This is a genomic window from Neisseria subflava (genome assembly GCF_003044935.1).
Classification (GTDB): domain Bacteria; phylum Pseudomonadota; class Gammaproteobacteria; order Burkholderiales; family Neisseriaceae; genus Neisseria; species Neisseria subflava_E.
Map to the genome: position 1 here is coordinate 422,416 of NZ_POXP01000002.1, position 22,879 is coordinate 445,294.

Annotated in this window: 24 protein-coding genes and 1 other RNA gene; 10 read left to right on the top strand and 15 right to left on the bottom strand. The window is 48.8% G+C overall.

The window, feature by feature from the left end; translation table 11 throughout:
• Positions 1 to 77 precede the first annotated feature (77 nt).
• Complete coding sequence (gene gnd, locus DBY95_RS07630) at positions 78 to 1,526, top strand: decarboxylating NADP(+)-dependent phosphogluconate dehydrogenase (protein WP_107723923.1); 1,449 nt, start codon at positions 78 to 80, stop codon at positions 1,524 to 1,526.
• A gap of 195 nt (positions 1,527 to 1,721) precedes the next feature.
• Here gnd and DBY95_RS07635 read toward each other — a convergent pair whose 3' ends face one another.
• Positions 1,722 to 2,672 carry a D-2-hydroxyacid dehydrogenase gene (locus tag DBY95_RS07635; protein WP_107723924.1) on the bottom strand — a complete coding sequence of 317 codons (951 nt, stop codon included), beginning with the start codon at positions 2,670 to 2,672 and terminating at the stop codon, positions 1,722 to 1,724.
• Between the two features lie 128 nt (positions 2,673 to 2,800).
• Between DBY95_RS07635 and DBY95_RS07640 the strand changes: the two genes are divergently transcribed.
• Both DBY95_RS07640 and DBY95_RS10760 read left to right on the top strand, forming a co-directional pair.
• Entirely contained in the window at positions 2,801 to 3,019 is a 219-nt protein-coding gene (locus DBY95_RS07640; protein WP_003686746.1) for a DUF2061 domain-containing protein, read from the top strand.
• Between the two features lie 230 nt (positions 3,020 to 3,249).
• On the top strand, positions 3,250 to 3,381 hold the full coding sequence (locus DBY95_RS10760; RefSeq protein WP_283122213.1) for a hypothetical protein: 132 nt from the start codon (positions 3,250 to 3,252) through the stop codon (positions 3,379 to 3,381).
• A 264-nt stretch (positions 3,382 to 3,645) separates the two neighbouring features.
• On the opposite strand, the gene DBY95_RS07650 is transcribed toward DBY95_RS10760, so the two are convergent.
• Positions 3,646 to 5,994 (bottom strand): AAA family ATPase, encoded by a 2,349-nt coding sequence (locus tag DBY95_RS07650; RefSeq protein ID WP_107723925.1) that lies wholly within the window; start codon positions 5,992 to 5,994, stop codon positions 3,646 to 3,648.
• Positions 5,995 to 6,366: 372 nt separating this feature from the next.
• Here DBY95_RS07650 and dinG point away from each other — a divergent pair, with 372 nt between their 5' ends.
• On the top strand, positions 6,367 to 8,517 hold the full coding sequence (gene dinG, locus DBY95_RS07655) for an ATP-dependent DNA helicase DinG (RefSeq protein ID WP_107723926.1): 2,151 nt from the start codon (positions 6,367 to 6,369) through the stop codon (positions 8,515 to 8,517).
• Positions 8,518 to 8,585: 68 nt separating this feature from the next.
• Here dinG and DBY95_RS07660 read toward each other — a convergent pair whose 3' ends face one another.
• A complete protein-coding gene (locus DBY95_RS07660; protein ID WP_107723927.1) occupies positions 8,586 to 9,041 on the bottom strand; it encodes a GNAT family N-acetyltransferase in 456 nt (151 codons plus the stop codon).
• A 167-nt stretch (positions 9,042 to 9,208) separates the two neighbouring features.
• On the opposite strand from DBY95_RS07660, the gene DBY95_RS07665 reads away from it, so the two are divergent.
• Entirely contained in the window at positions 9,209 to 9,475 is a 267-nt protein-coding gene (locus DBY95_RS07665; protein ID WP_003686685.1) for a DUF3079 domain-containing protein, read from the top strand.
• An 82-nt stretch (positions 9,476 to 9,557) separates the two neighbouring features.
• Here the strand turns inward: DBY95_RS07665 and DBY95_RS07670 are convergent, their stop codons facing one another.
• Positions 9,558 to 10,040, bottom strand: coding sequence for a dihydrofolate reductase (locus DBY95_RS07670; RefSeq protein WP_107723928.1), 483 nt, complete (start codon positions 10,038 to 10,040; stop codon positions 9,558 to 9,560).
• A gap of 197 nt (positions 10,041 to 10,237) precedes the next feature.
• Here DBY95_RS07670 and DBY95_RS07675 point away from each other — a divergent pair, with 197 nt between their 5' ends.
• The gene (locus DBY95_RS07675) at positions 10,238 to 11,035 is read left to right on the top strand and encodes a factor H-binding protein (RefSeq protein WP_107723929.1); all 798 of its coding nucleotides are present in this window, start codon (positions 10,238 to 10,240) and stop codon (positions 11,033 to 11,035) included.
• A 134-nt stretch (positions 11,036 to 11,169) separates the two neighbouring features.
• Here the strand turns inward: DBY95_RS07675 and DBY95_RS07685 are convergent, their stop codons facing one another.
• Genes DBY95_RS07685 through DBY95_RS07695 form a run of 3 tightly spaced genes read right to left on the bottom strand, consistent with a single transcriptional unit; the run spans position 11,170 to position 13,893 of the window.
• Entirely contained in the window at positions 11,170 to 12,459 is a 1,290-nt protein-coding gene (locus tag DBY95_RS07685; protein WP_049331821.1) for an ISL3-like element ISPpu12 family transposase, read from the bottom strand.
• A 21-nt stretch (positions 12,460 to 12,480) separates the two neighbouring features.
• The gene (lspA, locus tag DBY95_RS07690; RefSeq protein ID WP_003821921.1) at positions 12,481 to 12,993 is read right to left on the bottom strand and encodes a signal peptidase II; all 513 of its coding nucleotides are present in this window, start codon (positions 12,991 to 12,993) and stop codon (positions 12,481 to 12,483) included.
• A gap of 3 nt (positions 12,994 to 12,996) precedes the next feature.
• The gene (locus tag DBY95_RS07695) at positions 12,997 to 13,893 is read right to left on the bottom strand and encodes a cation transporter (protein WP_070588402.1); all 897 of its coding nucleotides are present in this window, start codon (positions 13,891 to 13,893) and stop codon (positions 12,997 to 12,999) included.
• A gap of 95 nt (positions 13,894 to 13,988) precedes the next feature.
• Between DBY95_RS07695 and cadR the strand changes: the two genes are divergently transcribed.
• Complete coding sequence (gene cadR / locus DBY95_RS07700) at positions 13,989 to 14,396, top strand: Cd(II)/Pb(II)-responsive transcriptional regulator (protein WP_004364961.1); 408 nt, start codon at positions 13,989 to 13,991, stop codon at positions 14,394 to 14,396.
• Positions 14,397 to 14,504: 108 nt separating this feature from the next.
• On the opposite strand, the gene asd is transcribed toward cadR, so the two are convergent.
• Complete coding sequence (gene asd / locus DBY95_RS07705) at positions 14,505 to 15,620, bottom strand: aspartate-semialdehyde dehydrogenase (RefSeq protein ID WP_107723930.1); 1,116 nt, start codon at positions 15,618 to 15,620, stop codon at positions 14,505 to 14,507.
• Between the two features lie 240 nt (positions 15,621 to 15,860).
• Between asd and DBY95_RS07710 the strand changes: the two genes are divergently transcribed.
• Both DBY95_RS07710 and mltA read left to right on the top strand, forming a co-directional pair.
• The gene (locus DBY95_RS07710; protein WP_107723931.1) at positions 15,861 to 16,448 is read left to right on the top strand and encodes an RDD family protein; all 588 of its coding nucleotides are present in this window, start codon (positions 15,861 to 15,863) and stop codon (positions 16,446 to 16,448) included.
• An 89-nt stretch (positions 16,449 to 16,537) separates the two neighbouring features.
• Positions 16,538 to 17,860 carry a murein transglycosylase A gene (gene mltA, locus DBY95_RS07715; protein ID WP_107723932.1) on the top strand — a complete coding sequence of 441 codons (1,323 nt, stop codon included), beginning with the start codon at positions 16,538 to 16,540 and terminating at the stop codon, positions 17,858 to 17,860.
• 107 nt (positions 17,861 to 17,967) lie between these two features.
• Here the strand turns inward: mltA and rnpB are convergent.
• From rnpB to DBY95_RS07750, 7 genes are all read right to left on the bottom strand, one after another.
• Positions 17,968 to 18,329, bottom strand: an RNA gene (rnpB, locus tag DBY95_RS07720) — RNase P RNA component class A.
• 53 nt (positions 18,330 to 18,382) lie between these two features.
• Positions 18,383 to 19,090 carry a hypothetical protein gene (locus tag DBY95_RS07725; protein ID WP_107723933.1) on the bottom strand — a complete coding sequence of 236 codons (708 nt, stop codon included), beginning with the start codon at positions 19,088 to 19,090 and terminating at the stop codon, positions 18,383 to 18,385.
• 54 nt (positions 19,091 to 19,144) lie between these two features.
• Complete coding sequence (locus DBY95_RS07730; RefSeq protein WP_049335660.1) at positions 19,145 to 19,378, bottom strand: hypothetical protein; 234 nt, start codon at positions 19,376 to 19,378, stop codon at positions 19,145 to 19,147.
• Positions 19,379 to 19,391: 13 nt separating this feature from the next.
• Positions 19,392 to 19,976 (bottom strand): Holliday junction branch migration protein RuvA, encoded by a 585-nt coding sequence (ruvA, locus tag DBY95_RS07735; RefSeq protein ID WP_107723934.1) that lies wholly within the window; start codon positions 19,974 to 19,976, stop codon positions 19,392 to 19,394.
• Positions 19,977 to 20,074: 98 nt separating this feature from the next.
• On the bottom strand, positions 20,075 to 20,794 hold the full coding sequence (locus tag DBY95_RS07740) for a septal ring lytic transglycosylase RlpA family protein (protein WP_070624865.1): 720 nt from the start codon (positions 20,792 to 20,794) through the stop codon (positions 20,075 to 20,077).
• A 48-nt stretch (positions 20,795 to 20,842) separates the two neighbouring features.
• Positions 20,843 to 21,307 (bottom strand): tRNA (uridine(34)/cytosine(34)/5-carboxymethylaminomethyluridine(34)-2'-O)-methyltransferase TrmL, encoded by a 465-nt coding sequence (gene trmL / locus DBY95_RS07745; RefSeq protein WP_049335654.1) that lies wholly within the window; start codon positions 21,305 to 21,307, stop codon positions 20,843 to 20,845.
• A 64-nt stretch (positions 21,308 to 21,371) separates the two neighbouring features.
• Positions 21,372 to 22,088 (bottom strand): ComF family protein, encoded by a 717-nt coding sequence (locus tag DBY95_RS07750; protein WP_107723935.1) that lies wholly within the window; start codon positions 22,086 to 22,088, stop codon positions 21,372 to 21,374.
• Here DBY95_RS07750 and bioH point away from each other — a divergent pair.
• Positions 22,087 to 22,833, top strand: a complete 747-nt coding sequence (bioH, locus tag DBY95_RS07755; RefSeq protein WP_107723936.1) for a pimeloyl-ACP methyl ester esterase BioH — start codon at positions 22,087 to 22,089, stop codon at positions 22,831 to 22,833. The two genes, DBY95_RS07750 and bioH, sit on opposite strands and share 2 nt — an antisense overlap.
• The last annotated feature ends 46 nt before the right edge of the window (positions 22,834 to 22,879 follow it).

Genomic DNA, 22,879 nt, shown 5'->3' on the forward strand with positions numbered 1-22,879 from the left:
AGTTAAGGATTGTTAAATCTCTGTAAATCAGATAGAGTTACGGTTGATAAATTAAATTAATAATGGAGCTTCCATCAATGAAAGGCGATATCGGCGTAATCGGCTTGGCCGTTATGGGTCAAAATTTGATTTTGAATATGAACGATCGCGGTTTCAAAGTCGTGGCGTACAACCGGACCACCGCTAAAGTAGACGATTTTCTCAACGGCGCAGCTAAAGGCACCAACATTATCGGTGCCTATTCATTGCAAGATTTAGTGGATAAACTGGAAAAACCGCGCAAAATCATGATGATGGTTCGCGCAGGTTCTGTCGTTGACGACTTTATCGAACAACTCGTTCCGCTTTTGGACCAAGGCGACATTATTATTGACGGCGGCAACGCCAACTATCCCGATTCCACCCGCCGCACCCACGAGCTGGCGGCAAAAGGCATCCGCTTTATCGGCGCGGGCGTGTCCGGCGGCGAAGAAGGCGCGCGTCACGGTCCGTCTATCATGCCTGGCGGCGATGAAGCCGCATGGCCTGCTGTTAAGCCGATTTTCCAAGCCATCTCCGCCAAAACGCCTCAAGGCGAGCCTTGCTGCGACTGGGTCGGTCGCGATGGTGCGGGCCACTTCGTCAAAATGGTGCACAACGGCATCGAATACGGCGATATGCAGTTGATTTGCGAAGCGTACCAATTCATGAAAGACGGCTTGGGTCTGAGCTACGACGAAATGCACCGCATTTTCAACGAATGGAACAAAACCGAACTGGATTCTTATCTGGTCGAAATTACCGCCGCGATTTTGGGTTACAGAGATGAAAACGGCGAACCTTTGGTTGAAAAAATCCTTGATACCGCAGGTCAAAAAGGTACAGGCAAATGGACCGGCATCAATGCCCTCGATTTGGGTATCCCGTTGACCCTGATTTCCGAAGCCGTGTTTGCACGTTGCGTGTCCGCGTTTAAAGACCAACGCATCCAAGCAAACAGCCTGTTTGGCAAAACCATTACCCCGATTGAAGGCGATAAAGCCGCATGGGTAGATGCTTTGCGCCAAGCCCTGTTGGCATCCAAAATCATTTCTTATGCACAAGGCTTTATGCTGATCCGCGAAGCCAGCGAAAACAACGATTGGGCATTGAATTACGGCAACACCGCCCTCTTGTGGCGTGAAGGCTGCATCATCCGCAGCGCGTTCTTGGGCAACATCCGCGACGCATACGAAGCCAATCCTGATTTGGTCTTCTTGGGTTCCGATCCTTATTTCAAAGGCGTATTGGAAACCTGTCTGCCTGCATGGCGCAAAGTGGTGGCTAAAGCGATCGAATGCGGTATTCCGATGCCTTGCATGGCTTCTGCCATTACCTTCCTTGACGGCTACACTTCCGAGCGCCTGCCTGCCAACCTGCTGCAAGCGCAACGTGACTACTTCGGCGCGCACACTTACGAGCGTACAGACAAACCGCGCGGCGAGTTCTTCCACACCAACTGGACAGGTAAGGGCGGCGATACCGCTTCAACCACATACGATATTTAATTTGCCCGGGCAAACAAAAGGCCGTCTGAGTATTTCAGACGGCCTTTTTATAGGGTTATCCACAATGAAGAATGAAATGATTTAATCTACTTGATAGATAACTTTATGAAATAAATAAAGATAAATAAAGGCCGTCTGAATATTTCAGACGGCCTTTAAAATTGTTCACAACCTTATCAACAGGTTTTCCATAGATTAAACCAGATTTTGCGGATTGCCGGCCACGAAGCGGTTGATGTTATCCAAAAGGATGTCAAACAGGCGGTTTGCGGCTTCTTGGCTTGCCCATGCAATGTGTGGCGTGACGATGAGGTTGGGCAGTCGGGCTTTCAGCAGAGGGTTGCCGTCGCGCGGCGGCTCTTGTGTCAACACGTCAAAACCTGCACCGCCGATTTGGCCGTATTTCAACGCCGCAACCAAAGCGGCTTCATCGACCAAGCCGCCGCGACCGCAGTTGATGAGGATGGCGCGGGGTTTCATTTGTTGCAATTCGGCTTCGCCTATCATGTTTGCCGTTTGCGGCGTAAGCGGGCAATTAAGCGACACGACATCGGCAGAGCGGATGGCTTCGTCAAAGGAAACATAGCCGTCGCGGACGCTTTGGGCATTTTTATGTTCGGCGAACACGACATTCATTTTGAAAGCCTGAGCATAAGTTGCCAGCGTTTTACCGATATTGCCGCGACCGAAAATCGCCAGCGTTTTACCGTTTAAATCGCGCATCGGGGCGCCGAGATGGCAGAAAAACGGCGAGTTTTCCCATAAGCCTGCAGCAACGTCGCGCTGGTAGGCAGGCAGGTTGCGCATCAGGGTAATCATCATCATAAACGCGTGTTCCGCCACGGATTCATTGCCGTAAGCGCGAATATTGCACACTGCCGTGCCGTTTTGTTTGGCAGCCTCAACGTCCACATTGTTGACGCCTGTCGCGGTAACGGCAACCAGCTTGAGTTGTGGATTTTCGGCAAATGCTTGGGCGGAAATCACGACTTTGTTGGTAATCACAATGTCCGCACCGCGGATACGCTCCAGCGTTTCGTGCGCTTCGGTTGTGCCGTAGCTGCTCAATGTATGTGGAAAATCAAAATCAAACGGGCGGTTGACGAGAGTATCGCGGTCGAGGACGACAATATGGAGCGGGTTCATAAAATTCCTATCAAAAATAAAATATCGATTTATAAAATCTAAATTAGGATAAAGGATTTAAAATTTACGCGTTAGTTGATAATAATTATTATGTAGCGATTAAAACATCAATGTATCAGGAAAACAGCATGATTAAAACCATTACATTTGCTATTTTGCATTTCAGCGTCGCATTTAGTGTCGCCTATATTTTGACCGGCAGTATCGGCGTTTCCAGCGCGGTGGCTTTGGTCGAACCCATCGTCAATACCGTCGTCTTTTATTTTCACGAAAAAGCGTGGAACCGCTACGAGAAAAACAAATCCGACAAGCAAAAATTGTGGGTACCTCTGCATCAGTGCGGCTAAAGTTTCAGACGGCCTTGAGTGTGTAAGCGGTTTATTGTTTCTTATTGGTTAATACAACATCAATAAATGTGTATTTATCAACCAATATAAAATCAATACAATGCATTTCATCGGTTAAACATAAACCTAAACATAGATAATATTCTGATTAAAAAAGGAAAGTATCATGAAAAACACTCCTGACCCTGATTATTGCAACTGCCGCCACCGCATCATTTGCTGACAGTCGTATGTCTGAATGGAACCATGCCAATGACTCCGGCCAGATTCCAGGTTTGACTAAGGTTGAATACTACGATGCATGTGATCCGCGTAAAGACGATGACTGCGTGAAATTTACCGTTCCGGCTACCGGCGTGTGAGAAATTACAGATATCGGTTATAACGATACACATGCCCGTTTGCTGTAAGACAGCAATTAATTAACGATATCCCCTATTTATTCTCTCCCAAAGCAAAAGGCCGTCTGAAATTTATAATAAAGTTTCAGATGGCTTTAAGATTTACTGATCCGGAAAAATAATTCTTTCATTACAACTACTAAAATCTGTTTATAAAAAGATTTTAGGGAAGATGAAAATAATTTTGTGTAGAAAGAAAGTAAATCACGGTTTCAATACAATTGATTATTTTTGATCAATATATTTTTGCATTAATTTTCCCAATTCAGAAGCTGGGTTATTAATATGAATATATAGTGTATCAATTGGTCGAGTAAGTACCATTAATACCCAAGTTGCTGCATATTTTTGTTTGCGCTCTTCTTCTGTAAAATATAAATCATCACTTAGATAACTTGCTGCTGTTTCTTCTTGTTTTTTACGGTCAAAGAATAAATCAAGATCAAGACAGACAACAGACCATGCTTCTAAACCTCTACAAGATTCATAAAAAATACCTCGATAAGTATCTGCAGATGGAAATTCCTCAACATGAAAACTATCTTCCTGGATATTATTTTCGTGAATTTGTTGATTTTTTTTCTCCTGATTATGTAAAAATAAATTCTCTTCAGGAATACCGACTAGTTGGGACAAATTTGAGATCTTATCTTTTGTTGATTCAGATTCTAGTACATTATTATTACTATCAATTTGAATATCTTCAACTTTTTTTCCTTCTTCGAATAAACATTTAGAATCTGACTCCATTAAGAATAGAATACTTTCGTAATTTGAAAGTTCGTTATCTATACCTATTTTTTTTAGTGTATCTACTGTACTTTTAAGTTTAGTATGTATAGGGTCATTCATCTCAATGAGGACTGTACCTTTATCCTCGTTAGACCGAATAGCACTTAAATCAAGGTTGATTTGGAATTCATTAGCAATAAAATTACAGAAATCAACAATATTCTGTTTCATTCTAAAGGTACGATTACGTTTTTGAATCTCAATTACGTTATGAACAACTCTTTTTTCAGTATCTAGGTATTTCCAGTTACATTCTTCACTATGGCGGATAAGCTGTTCTTTACCTCCTGTACATACTACAATATTTTTCTTTCCCCAAAGTAAAAGAAAAAGATCACGCTCAAGAGGATGACAATCTTGTCCTTCATCAATAAATAAAATTTTTCCCTGCCCACGAACACTTCCTAAAGAACGATTTACAAGTTTAGTAAAATCTTCCGGTGTCTGTTTATATTTGTTTTTCGCTTCTTTTAGGGCAAGAAGTTCCTCCCATCTTTTTTCAGTGAGAGAATTTATTTTTAGTTTATAAAATAATTCTCTTGGATTTTGAATTGCAAGAATGAGATAACGTAAAACTTGATAATAATCTACTAAAAATACCTCACGATTTATTTTATTTTCAATTTTTATTTTATTTGCATAAACATGTTTTTCTAAATCTTCTAATGAAGGGTTTTTAGATTTTCCTATCCATCTTAAGAAAAACTCCCTTGTACCTTTATCCCATGAACTATCAGGAGTATTGACTATAGGTTTTTTAGAAATGTACTCTACTACTTTGTTTTTTCTTTCATCTTGAATTTCTAAAAGTTCTTTAATTCTTTCTGTATTCATTATTCTTAATATTAATAAACTCATTGTTCTTTGATAAATAAATTTATGTATTGTTTTTACTGCAGTTTTTGTCCCACTTTGATAGTGATTAGTTATTGTTCTAACATCGTTTGCTAATAATTTATTATAAGTTAAATAGTAACCACTTCTTGCCCCATAAGCTGTTTTTTCTTTTGCATTTTCATAGGATTTTTTGATTAATGACAGCATTTCAAATGTTTTACCAGAACCAGCCTTGCCACTAATGATGATAAGATTCTTATTAAGTTCTTTTTCTGCCCGAATTCTTTCTGGTAATATAGTTATTTTTTGTTTTTTATTGTCTAACCCAAAAACAAAATCAAAGATGTTATTATTTTCTTGAGGAATATTTCCTTGTTCAGAAAGATATTTTTCATATATTTTTAAATCTTCTGCATATTGTTTATTTAGACGATCAATTTTTTTCTTAGTTAATAATCCAATCTTATTATCATTTTCTAATTGTTTTTTTAATAAGTTAATATGATCATCAATAATCATATAGGCCTTATGATTATCTTTTTCAATAGACCAGTGTGCATTAGAGGTAAATCGGTTTGTTTTTTCAGGAGGATTATTTCTTAGATAATAGATGAGTTCATTAAATCCAAATCTTGGAGCATAAATAAAATTAGGTCGAGTGAAATCATAGTATTTATTATTATGGCTTAGTGTCCAAATAATTGGATGTGGTGTAATTTTAAATTTAATAGGATTGTCTTTAAAAGACAGATCAAGTTGGCAATCTTTCCAAATAGATTCTAAATAATGCTTTGTTTTATTTGATAATTCATTAATATATATACCAATATTTTCTTCATATTTATCAGTATAAATATAATTAATTTTTCCTTTAGGTTCAGGTGCTATAATATCTTCAAGATAATCAATAAATTTAATTGGTATAATAAGATTATTGAAATACAATATTTTATTATCTTCCTTGGATTTTATAGTGTAATAACTATTAGTTTTATTTTCAATAGCAATAAGTAGGAGTAAATCAATATCAGTTTCTACTAATCCTTTGATTTTAGGATTATTTATAAAAAATACTTTAACGTTTTGGTTGAATTTTATTTCTTTTTTTTAGTTCTTCTTCAAAGCGGGTAATATCAACTAAATAATGTAAAGCATTATGAGAATAAATTTCTATGGTCATAGTAGGCACTCCTAAGTAGATTACTTATAAACATTATATCTTATAATCTATGCTAATTACATTTAATTTAACAAGGGCTTCATGAAGGTAAAAATGCTAAAATACGCTATTCTTGCAAACCTATTCAGACGGCCTCAATGCTCACCGATTTAGAAAAAAACGCCATCCGCGACCATTACCAAAACATCGGCAAAAACCTGCCCGGTTTCCGTCCGCGCGCTTCGCAGCGGGAAATGATTGCGGCTATTGCCAACGCTTTTTCGCGGACGTTGACGCGTGAAGAAGGCGAAGAAGCGCCCAAACGCGAGGGCGAAAGCATTGCCGTGATAGAAGGGCCGACCGGAGTGGGTAAATCGTTGGCCTACCTTTTGGCCGGTGGAATCATGGCGCAAACGCGCGGCAAACGGCTGATTGTCAGCAGTGCGACGGTGGCCTTGCAGGAGCAGTTGGTCGACCGCGATTTGCCGTTTCTGGTCGAAAAAAGCGGTTTGGAGCTGACCTTTGCGCTTGCCAAAGGGCGCGGCCGTTATCTTTGCCCTTACAAACTCTATCAACTGACACAAAACAACGCCCAGCAAAACCTGCTTGGTTTTGAAGCACCGGAAGTGTTGTGGGACAGCAAACCCAAGCCGGAAGAATTGAACCTGCTGCGCGACATTGCCGATGAATTTTCCGCCCGCCGCTTTAATGGCGACCGCGACACTTGGCCGGAAAAAATCGATGACGCGATTTGGCTCAAAGTGACCAACGACCGCCACGGCTGCCTGAAATCCGCCTGTCCTAACCGTTCGGAATGCCCGTTTTACCTGGCACGCGATGTTTTGGAAACCGTCGATGTCGTCGTTGCCAACCACGATCTTCTGCTTGCCGACATCAGCATGGGCAGCGGCGTGATTCTGCCTGCGCCCGAAAACAGTTTCTATTGCATAGACGAAGCGCACCACCTGCCCAAAAAGGCCCTCAGCCGTTTTGCCGCCGAACATTCATGGAATATTGCCGTTTGGACGCTGGAAAAACTGCCGCAGCTGACCGGCAAAATTGCCGCGCTGACCGATAAAGCCGAACTTGCCAACCTTGCCGACGAAGCTGCCACATCCTTGCTCGACAGCCTGCACGAATGGCAGTTTCACTTGGCGGAAGAGCCGTCTTTAAGTCTGGGGTCGTCTGAAAACGACAGGCGGAAACACAACGAACCGACTTGGCTGTGGGAAGACGGCAAAATCCCCGAAGGCCTGGAAACCACAGTTTCCAATACGGCCATTGCTGCACGCAGCCTGCTCAAACACGTTGTCGGGCTGAATGATGCGCTTTCCGCCGCGCGCCGCGAAAAAGAGCAGGACAGCACGCTCCTCGACCGCCTGACCAGCGAGTTCGGCCTTTTTATCGCCCGTATCGAACAAATCAGCGCGGTTTGGGATTTACTCTCCACCGTTCCCATTGAAGGCGAAGAGCCGTTGGCGAAATGGATAACCCGCCGTGCCGACGACAAAAACGACTACATTTTCAACGCCAGCCCCATCAGCAGCGCATCCCACCTTGCCAACAGCCTGTGGCGGCGTGCGGCAGGCGCGGTACTGACTTCGGCCACCCTGCAATCGCTCGGCAGCTTCAACCTGATTTTGCGTCAAACCGGCCTATTATGGCTGCCCGAAACCACCACGCTTGCATTGGAAAGTCCGTTTAATTTCGATACGCAAGGCGAGCTGTATATTCCGCCGGTTCAAGCCAGCCCCAAAGACCCTGATGCGCACACGGCCGCCATTGTCGAATGGTTGCCGAAGCTGGTTTCGCCGGTTGAAGCCATCGGTACGCTGGTGTTATTTTCCTCGCGCAAGCAAATGCAGGATGTCGCCTTACGACTGCCTGACGAATACTTGCCGCTTCTGCTTGTACAAGGCGAGTTGCCCAAGGCTGTTCTTTTACAAAGGCACCATCAAGCTATTGCCGAAGGCAAAGCCAGCATTATTTTCGGCCTCGACAGTTTTGCCGAAGGCCTTGACCTGCCCGGCACGGCCTGCGTGCAAGTCATTATTGCCAAGCTGCCGTTTGCCATGCCGGACAATCCCATCGAGAAAACCCAAAACCGTTGGATTGAACAACGCGGTGGCAATCCCTTTATCGAAATCACCGTTCCCGAAGCCAGCATCAAACTGATCCAAGCCGTCGGCCGCCTTATCCGTACCGAACAGGATTACGGCCGCGTGACCATCCTCGATAACCGCGTCAAAACGCAACGCTACGGCCAACAATTATTGGCCTGCCTGCCGCCGTTTAAGCGGATAGGGTAGTTGTGGATAATTCAAAGGCAAAGGCCGTCTGAAACCAAATGTTCAGACGGCCTTTTATTCTTTTCAAACTATAAATCCAATTTCATGACGGATACGGTTTCCCCGTTGTGCCAAGTCTGTGTAATTTCTTTCCAGCCGAACTTTTCATATACAGCCTGCACATCCGGCGTATAGAGAAACAGATGCGGCAAACCCAGTTCGTGTGCTTTATCCAGACAAAACGAAACCAGCTGCCTGCCTACGCCCAAACCGCGAAATTGCGGCAAAACGAACACATCGCCCAGCCAATATTCGTATTCGGGAAAACACGCCATATCAAACCGCTTTAAGGCCGCCGAACCCATCAGCCGCCCTTCGTTATCCACAGCCGCAAACGCCAGCGGCAAGTCATCCCTATTAAGGCACTGCGCGTAATACGCATGGATTTTGTCCAAAGACGACCACGGCGCAAAATCGTGCCATTCCTCAAACAGCGCGAGGGCTAAAGGCTCGACAAATTCAGGCTTCAGACGGCATATGTTCATATCGGGTCCTCTTGTTGTACCGCATAGGGATAGTTTTTACAGTATAGGCCGTCTGAAAGGTTAACACATCTTAAAAAATCAGCGTAAAACACGATAAACCCGCCGCCAGCCCCATTCAAATCACTTATAATTCTGCCCATACCGCACACAAACAAAAGAAGAACATCATGGCCAAGAAATTTCCCATTTTCCCGAAAAATCCCGAGCGTATCTGCTGGGGTTGCGACAAATACTGCAAAGAAGACGATTTGCAATGCGGCAACGGTTGCGAACGAATCCAACACCCCATCGAGTTGGATGGTCGCGACTGGTATAAAAAAGGCGACTGGAGCAATTTGTTGAGCGAAGAGCAGCAAATCGAACTTGGACTGAAAGAAGCGCCCAAGCCGGCCAAACCGCATATCAAACTGCCTTTGAAAAACAAAACAGCTTAAACGGTATGCCGTAAACAAACGAAATAAAAAGGCCGTCTGAAACCTGAAAAACAGGGATTCAGACGGCCTTTGCGTTATCGGATTATGCCTTCACATAACGCACAAACGCGTATTCGATGCCTTTGGCGGAAACATGGTTTTCCCGAGAGGCTTCTTGCCATGTTTCTGTGGAAAACTCAGGAAAAAACGCATCGCCGTCCACATCCAAACCGACTTCGGTCAAACGCAAATCCGTGGCAATCGGCAGGGCTTGTGCATAAATTTGCGCGCCGCCCATGATGATGACTTCTTCAACCCCCTGACACAAAGCCAGCGCATCTTCCAAAGAGGCCGCCGTTTGCGCGCCTTCGGCCTGATAATCTTGGCGGGTGATGACGATATTTTGACGGCCGGGCAATGGCTTGCGCGGCAGCGACTCCCATGTTTTGCGGCCCATAATGACGGGTTTGCCGGTAGTGTAGGATTTGAAGAAGGCAAAATCCTCAGGCAAATGCCAAGGCATGGTGTTGTTGATGCCGATACAGCGGCGGGTGGCGTAGGCGGCGATAAGGGTGATTTTCGGCATGATGAAATCCGTTTGCAAAATAAAATGATTATAGCGGAAGGGAGGCTGGATGAACTGAATGCCCGATATTCTAAAAATGTTTCAATATTTATAAAATTAATATTCAAAATGCTTGATTTTGACAAAAATCATTTATTTTTCATTTTTTTAGGTATATGATAAATATCATATCAAATAAAAAAGGAAAGGAAAAAATGATGAGAACCCTCCGTATTTCTGCTTTGACTGCTTCCCTGTCTTTGATGCTGGCTGCCTGCGGCGGCGCAACAAGCGGCTTGTCGAATGCCGTGACCGAGCCGCTCAATCCGCATCCGAAAGGCGTGTTGTCCGTTGAATTGAACGAATCCGTCCCTGAAAACGGTACGTTGGAGCTGACGGCCAACGGTAAACCGCAAACCCTGCAAAAAGGCGACAAACTCGATACCGGCTTTTTGAAAACCGATAAAGTATCCTCTTACGACTACGCCCAAAAAATCAAGGTAAACGGCCAAGTCATCACTTTGGAAACTGGCGACTTCCAAGTGTATAAACAAAATTATTCCACTGTTGCCGCGCGTTACGCCAAACAAAAAGCCGATGACGCAGGCAAATTGCAAAATCTCGATACATACACATTCACCGTCGGCGAAGTCCAAGGCGATGAAACTGCTTACCGCAATTTGCCCAAACAAGGCAGCTATCAGTATTCAGGTATCGCGTTTAATGGCGACGACCGCAGCGGCCGTCTGAAATACACCGTCGATTTCGATAAAAAACAAGGTTACGGCAAAATCAGCAGCATGGCTTCCCACAATAATGTCGACCTACTTGCCGCAGGCATTGCCAATAACAATGGCAAAGCCGCCATCAGCGGTAAAACCAGTTTGAATGGCGTCGAAAACGGCCGTTATGATTTGAAACTCTTCGGTCCGCAGGCTGAAGAAATTGCCGGTAAGGCGCAAATCAAAGTTGGCGACTCTACCAAAGAAATCGGTTTGGCCGGTAAGAAAGAATAGGAAATAAGGCCGTCTGAACATTTCAGACGGCCTTATTGTGACAAAAAAAGCAACGGCCCAAACCGTTGCTTTTTTCGGGTATACGGATTTAATGGTTGATGGGGCACCTTCACCCCATCAATCTGATACCACCCTCAGATGGTTGATAGATCGACTCCGTAGTTGAGTTCCTCTGCGAAGTCCGGCAGTCCGTAACCGATGGTTTTCTTGTAGAAAGGAGAGACCTTCGCAGTCGGTGCCTTCTTCTTGTGCTTCGTGGTGTAGAGCATTCGTGCCCGCATCACCTCGAAGGAGTAACCGCGCCCTTCACGGTTCTTGTCCTTGGCCAGTCGGTTGATGGACTCCGTGTAAGCGTTGGTGACGGGCATGTCCATCTCGAAGTAGGTCATGGTCTCTTCACGCCAGTTTCCCACTGCCCTGACCAGATCGCTCCAGACTTCCTTTTGGCCCTTCGGGATGGTGGCTATCCACTCGTCCAGGGCGGCTTCTGCCTGGAGCCGTGTGGTGGCGTCCCAGATGCCGTAGAAGCGCTCCTTGTGCTCGTAGGCGGCCAGCAGTTGCGGGAACGCGCCTGTCCAGGTCTCCATGATGAGGCGCTCCCGGTCTGAGACTTCGTGAGCGCGTTTCAGCAGGATTTTCCGGTCTCCCTTGAGAGTCCGGCTCTGGGACGGTTTCAGCTCCTTTCTGAGGCCCTTGCGCACTCTCTCTAGGGCATCGTTGGCCATGCGCACCACATGGAACTTATCGACCACGATACGGGCCTGGGGCAGTACAGCCTTGACCGCTGCCCGGTAGGGGTTCCACATGTCCATGCTGACGATCTCGACCTTCTGCCGGTCTTTCAGCTTCATCAGGTAGTTGGTCACCACGTCCTGGCGGCGGGTGGCCAGCAGGTCGAGCAGGGTTCGCTCCTCAATGTTGGTCAGAATGCAGCGGTAGCGCTTGTTCAGGTATAGCTCGTCAATGCCCAGGATGCGGGGCGTCTCGAAGCGGTGCCAGCGCCCCAAGAACTCGGCGCGGGCGTTGAAGATGTCGCGCACCGTCTTCTCGTCCAGGCCGGTCTGTGCCGCCACAAAGGTGTAGGGGTGGTTGAAGGATTCCTTCTCCACGTACTCATGCAGCCGCAGTGTCATACGGAATCCGTCCACCATCTCCGGTAGCTGGGGCCTGAATGTTGTCTTGCAGGCCCGGCAGGTGTATCGGCGGCGGACCACCCAGAGAGTGACCCGCTTGCCGTGGATGGGCAGATCACGATAGGGAACGTCACGCTTGCCGAACCGTACGAACTCACCCTGCACGCCGCATTCCTCGCAGGCGATGGGATCGGGCACGTCCACCTGGAAGTGCATTTCGTCGTCGGTTGATTTGCAGCCCAGTACTTGGTATTGCGGCAGGTGAAGGATGTTGTCGGGAAGTTCGGTCATGGTGTTGTATAGGCGTAGGTGTCAGTCAGATCCATCCGACTCGGCATTGGTGTTTGCTTTTTTACCCAACAAGCTGCTGGAAACGAAAAGTAAGGCACCGAGGACAATTGCAATATCAGCCAGGTTGAAGGCCGGCCAATGCCAGTCTCGCCAATAGAAATCAAAGGAATCCACAACATAGCCGCGAAAGACCCGGTCAATCAGGTTGCCCATGGCGCCACCGAGGATAAGACTGTAAGCGATGGCTTCTCCTTTATGACGATTTTCAAGGATCAGCTTGATCAGAAAAATCGAGACCACTACCGCGATTCCGATAAAAAAGTAGCGCTGCCAGCCTCCACCATTCGCAAAAAGACTGAATGCGGCACCGGTGTTCCATAGGTGCACCCAGTTAAAGAACGGGGTCACCGAAACATACTCGCCATAGGCCATTGATTGCTGCACCAGCCACTTTACAGCCTGATCAGACGCTGCCAGCAGGCCCGATATGGACAATAGGGCATACGGCGAGAGCTTTTTGCCAATAATGAGCATTATTTAACCCTTCAACGCCAAAATGCGTCTGGCACCGTTAAGTACAATCACCCCCGTGATGGTGCCGATAATCAGATCTGGATAATTGGAACCGGTCCACGCGACCAGGGCGCCGGCGGTGATGCCCCCCAGGTTGATCACCACGTCGTTGGCCGAGAATATCAAGCTTGCCTTCATGTGCGCCCCGCCTTCCCGATGTTTGGATATGAGCAGCAGACAACTGGTATTGGCAATCAATGCGACGAATGCGATAGCCATCATCACCAGAGATTCAGGCTCACTACCGAATACAAAGCGTCTCACCACCTCTACGAGCACGCCCACAGCCAAGATCAGTTGCAGTACACCAGCAAGATGCGCGGCACGTACCTGCATTTTCACGCTATGTCCAACCGCATAAAGGGCAAGCCCGTACACCGCCGCATCGGAAAAATTGTCCAGGGATTCTCCAATCAGGCCGGTGGACTGGGCGATCAGACCGGCAGTCATTTCCACTACGAACAGAAGTGCATTGATGCCGAGCAACCAGCGCAGGGTCCAGGATTCTTGCTTAGCAGAAGCTGCCGAAAACTCGGCGGCCTTGATGGTCTCTGGATTTGCAGCGACGGTTTCCTGAAGCGAGGCGCCTAGCCCCAAGGTCTTCAGTTTCGAGGTGACGGGCTCGATCTCGCCGTCATGCACGACCTTCAGCCGGCGGTTCGACAAGTCGAAGGACAGCGCCCGAATCTCCTCAAAGCCGTTCAGGGCTAGGCGAATCATTCGTTCTTCTGATGGACAGTCCATCTTCGGCACTGCATAAACACTGACCCATCTCCCTGTCGCCTCGGAGGAGGCCTGTATATCGGTATCCGCTGCGGACGTTGCATCACCGCCACAGGCGCCACCACAGGATTTGCTCATAATATGACTCCACTTGAACAATGTTGTGGTACCATTTTAAACTATAAAGCTACTATAAGGTCAATAGAGTAAAGAATCCGTTGGGGAGGAGGCTGATGCGCATTGGTCAGTTGGCGCAGTTGGTAGGGGTCGAAACACAGACGATCCGCTTCTATGAACAGCAGGGCTTATTGCCGCCGCCTGATCGGCAGGACAACGGTTACCGTGTCTATACCGAGAAGCATGGTGAGGGGCTGGCCTTCATCCGTCGCTGCAGAATCCTGGGCCTGTCACTGGCTGAGATTCACGAACTACAGAGCTATCAGGACGACCCTCATCAGCCTTGTACCGCCGTCAACGCCTTGCTCGATGATCACATCTCTCATGTGCGGTCGCAGATAACCGCTCTGCAAGCGCTTGAGAAACAACTCGTTTCACTGAGAGCGAGTTGCAACGATGACCGGGAAGTTGAGGCGTGTGGGGTTCTTGCTGGAATTAGCGAAGGAAACATGCACCAGCAGTAGGTGAAGCATCAACCAGATAATCCGATGAGATGCTAGTCTGTCTCACTCTCATGCAAAGGTAAGATCAACCATTTAATCCGCTTACCCCTTTTTTCATGCCAACCTAAATTACAGGCTGCCCAAGATAATGCGCAATACGCGGCGCAACGGCTCGGCAGCACCCCACAAGAGTTGGTCGCCGACAGTGAATGCGCTGATGTATTCGCCACCCATCTCCAGTTTGCGGATACGGCCGACAGGAACAGACAGCGTGCCGGTAACTTTGGCGGGCGTCAGCTCGTGGATGCTGGCTTCTTTTTCGTTGGGGATGACTTTCACCCAGTCGTTCGCGCCTGCCAAAATCGCTTCGATTTCGGAAACGGGCAGGTCTTTTTTCAGCTTCAGGGTAATGGCTTGGCTGTGGCAGCGCATAGAGCCGATGCGTACACACAAGCCGTCGATTACGGTCGGATTGTCGCTGCGGCCGAGGATTTTGTTGGTTTCCACGCCGCCCTTCCATTCTTCTTTAGACTGGCCGTTGCCCAAATCCACGTCAATCCACGGAATCAGGCTGCCGGCGAGCGGTACGCCGAAGTTGGCTTTCGGATAGTCTTCGCTGCGCAGGAAATCGGACACTTTGCGGTCGATATCGAGAATCGCGCTGGAAGGATCGGCAAGTTCGTCCGCCACTTTAGCGTGAATCGCACCCATGCCGCTGATGAGTTCGCGCATGTTTTTCGCACCTGCGCCTGAAGCGGCTTGGTAGGTCATGCTGGTTGCCCATTCGACCAAATCGTTTTGGAACAAACCGCCCAAAGCCATCAGCATCAGGGAAACGGTACAGTTGCCGCCGATGTAGTTTTTCACGCCGTTTTTGAGGCCGTTGTCGATGACGTTGCGGTTGACAGGGTCGAGGACGATAATCGCATCGTCTTTCATGCGTAGGGAAGAAGCCGCGTCAACCCAGTAGCCGTTCCAGCCGCTGTCGCGCAGGGGTTGGAAGACGGATTTGGTGTAATCGCCACCCTGACAGGTAACGATAATGTCCATTTTTGCCAATTCGGCAACATCGTTGGCATCCAACAATGTTTTGGCTGCCTGACCGAAATCAGGGGCAGCGCCGCCGACGTTGGAAGTGGTAAAGAAAAACGCTTCGGGAATGTGGGCGAAGTCGTTTTCTTCTTTCATACGCTGCATCAAAACAGAGCCGACCATACCGCGCCAGCCGACAAAACCTACTTTCATGTGTTACTCCTTACAAAGAAAATCCGGATAAGTTTATAGTGCATTAACAAAAATCGGAACGGCATCGCCTGCGCTTTGTTCAGACTTTTGTTAACCCACTATAAAAAAGGGGAAAACAAACGTTTTAACGCTGTCTGCGGAAAATGTAAAGGTTTTTATCGAAATTTTTTAGAATGATGGAAAAATAGGTTAAGATGGCAATGAAATTGCATCTCATTAAATAGCACAGAGGAAGATTAAATGAGCGAAATCAATTTGTCGGATTTGCCTAAAACAGAAATAGTGGATGTCCATATTGCTTCAGTATGGTCACGGGTCGCGGCATATTTGTTGAATTATTTATTTAATGTAATTATTTTTTTACCCTATTATTATATTTTATATACTGAGACAGCAGCAACTGCCAAGCAGAAAAATATTGCTTTTACACAAGAGCTTATAATAAGTGTCAGCGAGCGGGCCGATATGACACAGATGCTAGGATTGACCTCTATCGTATATTTAATTGTCGGTGTTGTTCAGCTTTATTACATGAGCCGCTATGGTCAATCCTTGGGTAAAAAGATCATGCGTATTCGAGTATTGAAAAGCAATGGCAGCAATCCGGGTTTTCTTGGTACGGTATTGGTACGAGAAGTTGCATGGGGCTTAATTGTACTTGCCATTGTGTTTGCTACATACTTTGTATTAAAAGGAAACATTTTAATTTATTCACTACTGATTACACTGATCAACTTCATCATGCTCTTCTCTGTCAAACGCGACCGCCGCACGCTCTACGATATACTGGCCGATACGGTTGTCGTCAAATTGCCGCCGCGCCGATAAATGGCTTTTTTGTGTTAAAATCAGCACTTTCCAACATAGGCCGTCTGAAAAATAGCTTTCAGACGGCCTTTCAGCACGCTATTGATTCCATGAAAAAACATCTGTACCGCATCACGCTCGTCAGTATTGCCGCAGCCATTCTTGCCGCCTGTCCGAGCAAAAGCATTAAAAACCTCCCCGAAACCGACACCAGCGTTATCAAAGGCCCCGACCGCCCCACTGGCACGCCCGATCCCGTCGGTACGACAGTGAGCGAGGGAGGAGCAAACTACACCGTAGTTTCCTACAACGAATTGCCGCACTGGGACCTCCAACACTTTACCAAAAGCCTGCAGTCTTTCCGCTTAGGCTGTGAAAAACTTAAAAACCGCCAAGGCTGGCAGGACGTTTGTATCCAAGCCATGCAAACACCGGTGCACCATTTCCAAGCCAAGCACTTTTTCGAGCGCTATTTCACCGCATGGCGCGTCGATAACGGCGGCAATCCTGCCGGCACCATTACCGGCTATTATGAACCGGTCCTGCACGGCGACGACAAATCCACAAGCCAATCCCGTTTCCCTATTTACGGCATTCCGAACGATTTCGTTTCCGTTCCGCTGGCTGCAAACTTGAGGGGCAGCAAAGCCACCGTCCGCATCCGCCAAACCGGCCCAAACAGCGGCGTCATTGACAACAGCGGCACATACACGGCCGACTTGTCCAGATTCCCGATTACAGCACGCAGCACTGCGCTGAAAGGCCGTTTTGAAGGCAGCCGTTTTGTTCCTTACTACACCCGCAGCCAAATCAACGGCGGCGCGCTTAACGGCAAAGCACCGATTTTGGGTTATGCAGATGACCCGGTCGAACTTTTCTTTATGCACATTCAAGGTTCAGGCCGTCTGAAAACACCGTCCGGCAAATACATCCGTGTCGGATTTGCCGATAAAAACGAACATCCGTATGTTTCCATCGGCCGTTATATGGCGGACAAAGGCTATCTGCCGCTGGGTCAGACCAGCATGCAGGGCATCAAGGCCTATATGAAGCAAAACCCCGGCCGCCTTGCCGAAGTTTTGGGGCAAAACCCAAGCTACGTCTTCTTCCGCGAGCTGACTGGCAGCAGTGATTCCGGCCCGGTGGGTGCATTGGGTACGCCGTTGATGGGCGAATACGCCGGTGCCATCGACCGTCACTACATCACGCTTGGCGCACCATTATTTGTCGCCACTGCCCACCCGATCACCAAAAAAGCCCTCAACCGCTTGATTATGGCGCAAGACACCGGCAGCGCGATTAAAGGCGCGGTCCGTGTGGATTATTTCTGGGGTTATGGTGACGAAGCAGGCGAAGTGGCCGGCAAAATGAAAACCACCGGCTATGTATGGCAGCTCCTGCCCAACGGCATGAAACCGGAATACCGTCCATAAACAGCGGTTTAAAAAAAGGCCGTCTGAAACCAAGATTGAGGTTTCAGACGGCCTTTTTATTTCTATAAAAATGCGGCAGGTTTTAAAAACCTGCCGCGGTATGGGGACATACAGCTCGGACGGTAAGCCGGGTTCTGTCGCGGACAGTCATTCCTCTAGGCACATCATTGCTGGTGTGCTCAAGCAACCTACCCGAACGCTCGGCGAGCAGCGTCATCGCGTTCTGTTTGGTCTTGCTCCGAATGGGGTTTAGCCTGCTACGCTTTGTTACCAAATGCACGGTGCGCTCTTACCGCACCTTTTCACCCTTACCTGTTTTGCCCGAAGGCAATCATCGGCGGTATTGCTTTCTGTTCCACTTTCCGTCGCGTTACCGCGCCCGGCCGTTAGCCGGCATTCTGCTCTGTGGAGCCCGGACTTTCCTCCCCGTATGCCTTACGCGATACGCGGCGACTGTCTGTCCGACCTGTATGAGGTGCGGATTATAACACAGCCGCCATAGGGTTCAGACGGCCTAAATATTTATTTTTTCTTTTTAAATGCTATTTCGGTCAAACCCAATTCCTGTGCTTTTTTGCGAACTGCGGATTCGGGCATTTCGCGTGCCAGGCGGCTGGTGCAGTATTCGGTCATGGTGGTGGCGCAGGCTTTGAAGTTGCCGGTAAAGTCGCTGGCGGCACTTAAAAACGGAATGAGGCGGCCGGCCATGATTTCTTCGGCCGGTGCGTCTGTTTGGGCGGATACGCGTCCGGACTCGACCGCCGAGAAAATTTGTTCGGTAAAGCGTCGGGCGAAGTTTTCTTCTGTTTGGCAGTCTTGGAATGCGGTGTTTTCGTGTTGGCAAACAAGGGTAACTTCGCCTTGAGCTTCTTGCAGCGGTTCGGCCAAATCGAGTTTGAGGGTTTGCTTGTCGGTTTGCAGCCAGGCGGTGCGGCCTTGAGTTTTGATGATTTTGCCGTAAACGCCGATGGCATCGTTTTTGGGGATGTTTTTCTGTTCGGCAAGTTGCTGGGCCGAGAATAAGGGGGCTTGTTCGGCAAATGCGCCGCCGGTTTCGTGTTTGAAGTAGGCGGCGAGGTCTTGTTTGATGAGGGCTTGGGTCAGCAGTTTTTCGCCTTCGGTCAGGCGGTGTGCGAAGCCGTGTGTTTTGGGGGTGGATGCGGCATCCGTGGTCTTGGTATCCGGTGTGCAGGCGCTCAGGAGTAAAAGCAGGGGAAGGATGTATTTCATGGTTGGTCTCTCAACAGGCCGTCTGAATATATGGTTTCAAACGGTCAGCGTTGTTTATCGATAACGATAAACCCGGCGGGGATAAACGGGATAGGCCGGGTAATTGCGGACGGGTTCGCTGTCTTGATAGATGACGGTCGTCCCGGGCGGGGCGTTGATGGTCACGGTTTTGTTGACAGTGGTTTGCGAGTGGACGGGCAGGTCTAAGACGGCGGTGCGTCCATACGGGGTCTCGGTATAGACGCATGCGCTTAGAAAGAGGGTGATGCTCAGGGCCAATGCCTTCATGTTTCAGACGGCCTTATTTGAGCAGGTTTTTCAAGGCCAGGCGCACGCCTTCGCCGACTTCCGTGCCTTTGGGAATGCCTTTGGTGGCGGCTTTGGCTTCGCGTTCGTTGTAGCCGAGGGCAAGCAGGGTGTTGATGATGTCTTGGCTTTCGTCGGCAACGGTATCAGGGGCAAACAGGCCGTCTGAAACGGTATGGGATACGAGTTTACCGCGCAGTTCCAACACCATGCGTTCGGCGGTTTTTTTGCCGATGCCGGGGGCGGAGGAGAGACGTTTGACGTCTTCTTCGGCGACGGCTTGCGCCAGCTCGTCGGCATTCATGGCCGACAAAATGCCCAATGCGGTTTTGGCACCAATGCCGCTGACTTTGACCAGTTGGCGGAAAGTGGCGCGTTCCTCGGCTGAGGCGAATCCAAACAGCAAATGCGCGTCTTCGCGGACGACAAGCTGGGTGTAGAGATGGACGGTTTCGCCAACGGGGGGCAGGTTGTAGAAAGTCTGCATGGAAACGTCGGCTTCATAACCGACGCCGTTGACGTCGATAACGACCTGCGGCGGATTTTTCTCAATCAATTTGCCTGTGAGCCTGCTGATCATGGTGTTCCCCTGTGATTAAAAAAGGCCGTCTGAAACCTTGCAATCGGGTTTCAGACGGCCTTGTATTGTATCAAACTTCAGCGGTTACGCGGACGAAATCAGATGGCGGATGCCAGGTTCAGATGACGGGCGCGTTCGCCTGCTTCGGCGGCACGTTCTTGGCTGCTGAACGGCCCCATTTTGACAACGTATTCGTAGTTGCGTTTTTCAAGCATGATTTTGCTGTCTGACGGCAGGCTTTGTGCGGCTTGGTTCAAATAAGCCTGTGCTTCGCGTTGAGTACCGAAGGATTTCAAATCAACAAAAAATTCTTTGTTGTTTGGGGAAATAATGGTTTGAGCGGCGGTTTGGCCGGGGATGATCTGCTCAACTTTGACGTTGGCCGTGCCTTGGTTGATGAAGCCTAATTGTTGGGCGGCGGCTTTGGAAACATCGATGACGCGGTTGCCGTGGAAAGGGCCGCGGTCGTTGACGCGAACGATGACGCTTTTGCCGTTTTGCATATTGGTCACGCGTGCGTAGCTGGGAATAGGGAGGGTTTTGTGGGCGGCGGAGAGGGCGTTCATATTGTAACGCTCGCCGCTGGAAGTTTTACGGCCGTGGAATTGGTTGCCGTACCATGAGGCTTTGCCGGTTTGGCTGAAAGAGGAAACTTGGGTCAGCGGCGTGTAGCGTTTGCCGGCAACTTTGTAACTGCGGTTGGCAGAAGGATGCAGTTTTTCGACTCGGACCACGCTGTCGGCAACAGCGGCATTGATGGAAAGGACGCCGATGGTGGCGGCGGCTAGGGAAAGGAGGGTTTTTTTGGTAAAAGTCAAAACGGGTTCCGTTCTTGAGTTGATAACGCAGCGGTTTCAGACGGCCTGTTATACGCCGCCGGCAAAACCGTTTTGTCGCCATGCTTCAAACAGAATGACGGCGACGGTATTGGAAAGATTCATGCTCCTGCTGCCGGGCATCATCGGCAGGCGGATTTTTTGTCCGGCAGGCAGACTGTCGAGAACTTCGGCAGGAAGGCCGCGTGTTTCGGGACCAAACAGCAACACGTCGCCTTCGCGGAAGGAAACTTCGTCGGGGCGGGTAGAGCCTTTGGTGGTCAGCGCGAAAATGCGGCGGCCTTCAAGGGCCTTGAGGCAGTCTTCGAAATTCTCATGTACCGTCAGTTTGGCAAACTCGTGATAATCCAAGCCCGCGCGTTTCATTTTGGACGAATCCAGCGGAAACCCAAGCGGCTTGACCAAGTGCAAATCGGCACCGGTATTGGCGCACAGGCGGATGATATTGCCCGTATTGGGCGGGATTTCGGGTTGGTACAAAACTATGGTAAACATATAAATCAATCACTTATAGAGTGGCATAATGCCGAAATGTTCCATGGGTGTCAAAAACTTTAAGCTATTTTTTCATTGGCGGACGCGCCAAGCTCCAGCAAAAAATCTTACCTGCGCCTGATTTTTTCAGCGTTTTCGCCAATTCGTCCAAAGTCGAACCGGTGGTGAAGACATCGTCAATTAACAGAATATTACACGCCTTCGGCAATTCGGCTTTGATTTTAAATGCATTCTTGATATTTCGCCGACGTTCGTCGCTTTTTAGCGTACTTTGCGGCTCGCCATGCCGTCTGAAAACCGCGTGGCGCGGCAGCAGCGTCCAGCCGTAGCGTTTTGCCAAAATATCCGTCAATGCCTCGCTTTGGTTGAATCCGCGCTTGAGCCGCCGCTCTTTGCTCAAAGGCATGGGCAGGACGAAATCGAAGTGTTCCGCCGCCAGCCAGTCCGGTGCGTTTTGGCACATCAAATCCGCCAACGGACGGCTCATGCCCAAGTCGGCCAAGTGTTTCAGCTCGCGTATCATGCTGCTGACGGGCGGTTCGTAATACAGCGAGGCCCACATTCTATCAAATGCGGGCGGCTTTTTCTGACAACTGCCGCACACTGCCCCGCCCGCGACATGGCGGAAACACAAAGGGCAGCTTTGTGCCGCGTCGATAAAATATTCCGTCAAATCGTTTGTGCAGCCTCGGCAAAGGCCGTCTGAAACGGAATCGTGGCATAATACGCAACGTCGCGCATTGAGCCGTTTCAAATTGCGCCACCAAGAAAGAACATTCATGCCACACTCCGCCAAAAAAGTTTATCTGATACACGGTTGGGCGGCGAACCGCCATGTATTCGACGATTTGATACCGCGCCTGCCTGCCGGTTGGGACGTCCGCGCGCTTGATTTGCCCGGACACGGCGATGCGCCTTTTACCGAGCCGTTTGATATTGCCGCCGTTGCCGAAGCCTTCGCCGGACAAATCGACACGCCGGCACACATTCTCGGCTGGTCGCTGGGCGGACTGGTTGCCCTGTATCTGACCGCGCTTTATCCCGATAAAATCCGATCGCTCTGCCTGACGGCAAGTTTTGCCCGATTGACTGCCGACACGGATTATCCGGAAGGCTTGGCACAACCTGCCTTGGGCAAGATGGTCGGTGCATTCCAGCAGGATTATGCCAAACATATTAAGCAGTTTCTACAACTGCAACTGTTGCACACGCCCCATTCCGGCGAAATCTTAAACCGGGTGCTGCCCGATTTAGCGCGCTGCGGCACGCCTTCCGCCTTACAGGCCGCGCTTGAAGCGGTCAACCATGCCGATGCGCGTCCGCTGTTGCCGCTGATTCAAACGCCGTCATTGCTGGTGTTTGGACAGAAAGACGCCATTACGCCGCCGCGCATGGGCGAATATTTACACCGCCATTTGAGCAACAGCGAGCTGGTCCTTATCGACAAAGCCGCACACGCGCCCTTTTTAAGCCATGCCGACGAATTTGCCGAAACCTACCGCAATTTCGTCGAAAAGGCCGTCTGAAACAGACATCAACCATAAAAACAGAATATTGTCGGGCAAAGCCCGC